Here is a 1929-nt window from a genome sequence, read left to right on the forward strand (position 1 = left end):
TCGGGAATGCGAGCCATGTCTAATCCTTTAAAACTGCGTCAAGATTCATATTGATGATATATATAGTCCCTGATATGATACCTTCAGTCAAGCGATAAAAAAGGGAGCCGTATAGTAATGTCAGTTACAGCAACTTTGGAATTTCCTATGAGCTTTTCTGATAAATTGGCAGCTTCCCGTAAAGAGCTTGGTTTCACTCAACAACAGATGGCTGACAAGATTGGCATGCACGTTTCACAGTACAAACGCTACGAGGCGGGCGCGTCTCAGCCGACGATTGATGTCTTTCGAAGGATTGCATTAGCGTTGAATGTCAGTGCGGATATGCTTCTTTTCGAGCCGGATGAGCGTGGCCCCGATGAACGGTTAAAACTCCAGTTCGAAGCGATTTCACAGTTAGATGAGAAAGAACGGGAGACCGTGGAGACAGTGATTAGCAGTATTTTGCATATGCATGATGCGAAGCGCTGGACAACAAAGGGCAGCTAAAGAGAAGAGTCAACATTTACGCGGTGTTGAGATGCTGGACACATCCCGACACCGCTAACCATAACCAACTGACTAGGAGTTGAATAATGGCTAAGGCGCATTCTAGGCAAAACGCGGCTCAAAATAAAGCTGCTAAAACAGAACGTTATTACACCGTGGGATACGTCCCGCAAAATGACAAGGCCACAGCACCGCCCGCGATACACCTGAAAGGGCAATGGCTTAAGGCCGCCGGGTTTGAGATTGGCGGCTCGGTCACAGTGAAGATCATGGACGGCTGTTTAGTATTGATCCCCGACAGTGACGAGACGAACAGCCTCAAACAGCAATACCAGCGCCAGCGCGAGCAAATCAGTGACATTAAGCTGCGGATGCGCGAGCTGATTGGGGACTACAAAAGCCGCTAAGGGCAGGGAGTGAGCCGCTCTTAACAGAACAAAGCCGGAAGATCACGGGGATCTTCCGGCTTATTCTTTAAATGCTATCAAATTCTATATTATTAGGTGGAAAACCATCAGGAAATGACATGCACTTGATCTTTTTGGATAGAACACCTTCTAAAAAATCAGTGAAATTTTCTTGCCTATACTCAACTTCTGGTGCCCTTGCAGCAATAATGGCTACCTTCCATAATTCACAGTTATCTGATGATGCAACCCAAAAGATATAGTCACCGTTATCAGTAACGCCTATAGGAAGCAATCCATCTTTTTTAGGATAAAGAATAAACGGATAGTAATCCGGATCAGATTCAACAAGAGAATTAAAATCCTCAATAATCCATTCCTTCTGCCTGAAAAAATTCAGATCATCATCTTCGCTAAATGGGTTAAATATAGTGATAAAATCGGCAATTTTGCCCGTGCCATATTGAGTGATAAAATCAATATAATCTTTAGGAAAAGCGTGCCGTTCATCTATCAACGGCCATTTTCTGTTCTGACCATTTTCATTTGGATGGATAGGTAAGGGCAATATATTATTTAAACTCTCGATACTCATTATTTACATTCCTGGAGGGTTAAGAACAGTTACATACTCATAGAATCCACCTGAACCTTCAGCTTTCATTGTAATACCAGCCGGTATTCTGGAAGGGCCCTTATAAATAGGAACAGAACTCATTTCGACAACTTGTCCTTGTTCTAAGGCTTTTCTTATTCTACCCTCGATTCCACTCATGAAAGGAGTATTAGCAGGTCGTTGTTGAAGGGTGACTAAGTTCCTAACATCATCACCAGAACCCCCTAATTGTCTTCCGAGTAAATGTCCCCTAGCGCGATTAGAACCTTTCCCTGTAATAAATCCCGGAGGTTGTATGTTCGGGTTAGCATGTGTACCAGTGTTAATATGGCCTTTATCTAAAGTTGCATGAACTCCGGTTGGTCGACCTAGCTCATCTAATTCACCATATTTAATTTTTCCACAATCTTCACCCGC

Annotated in this window: 4 protein-coding genes; 2 read left to right on the forward strand and 2 right to left on the reverse strand. The window is 43.3% G+C overall.

Annotated features, from left to right (window positions below; genetic code table 11):
* The first annotated feature begins 147 nt into the window (after nucleotides 1-147).
* Both PSI15_RS17790 and PSI15_RS17795 read left to right on the forward strand, forming a co-directional pair.
* Nucleotides 148-489 (forward strand): helix-turn-helix domain-containing protein, encoded by a 342-nt coding sequence (locus tag PSI15_RS17790; RefSeq protein ID WP_337928949.1) that lies wholly within the window; start codon nucleotides 148-150, stop codon nucleotides 487-489.
* An 86-nt stretch (nucleotides 490-575) separates the two neighbouring features.
* On the forward strand, nucleotides 576-896 hold the full coding sequence (locus PSI15_RS17795) for a SymE family type I addiction module toxin (protein WP_273584675.1): 321 nt from the start codon (nucleotides 576-578) through the stop codon (nucleotides 894-896).
* 67 nt (nucleotides 897-963) lie between these two features.
* Here the strand turns inward: PSI15_RS17795 and PSI15_RS17800 are convergent, their stop codons facing one another.
* Both PSI15_RS17800 and PSI15_RS17805 read right to left on the reverse strand, forming a co-directional pair.
* Nucleotides 964-1491, reverse strand: coding sequence for an SMI1/KNR4 family protein (locus PSI15_RS17800; protein ID WP_045973089.1), 528 nt, complete (start codon nucleotides 1489-1491; stop codon nucleotides 964-966).
* Between the two features lie 3 nt (nucleotides 1492-1494).
* On the reverse strand, nucleotides 1495-1929 hold a 435-nt coding region (locus PSI15_RS17805; RefSeq protein ID WP_273584676.1), incomplete at its 5' end, for a DNA/RNA non-specific endonuclease.

The sequence above is a fragment of the Xenorhabdus sp. PR6a genome, from assembly GCF_028599065.1.
GTDB classification, from domain to species: domain Bacteria; phylum Pseudomonadota; class Gammaproteobacteria; order Enterobacterales; family Enterobacteriaceae; genus Xenorhabdus; species Xenorhabdus doucetiae.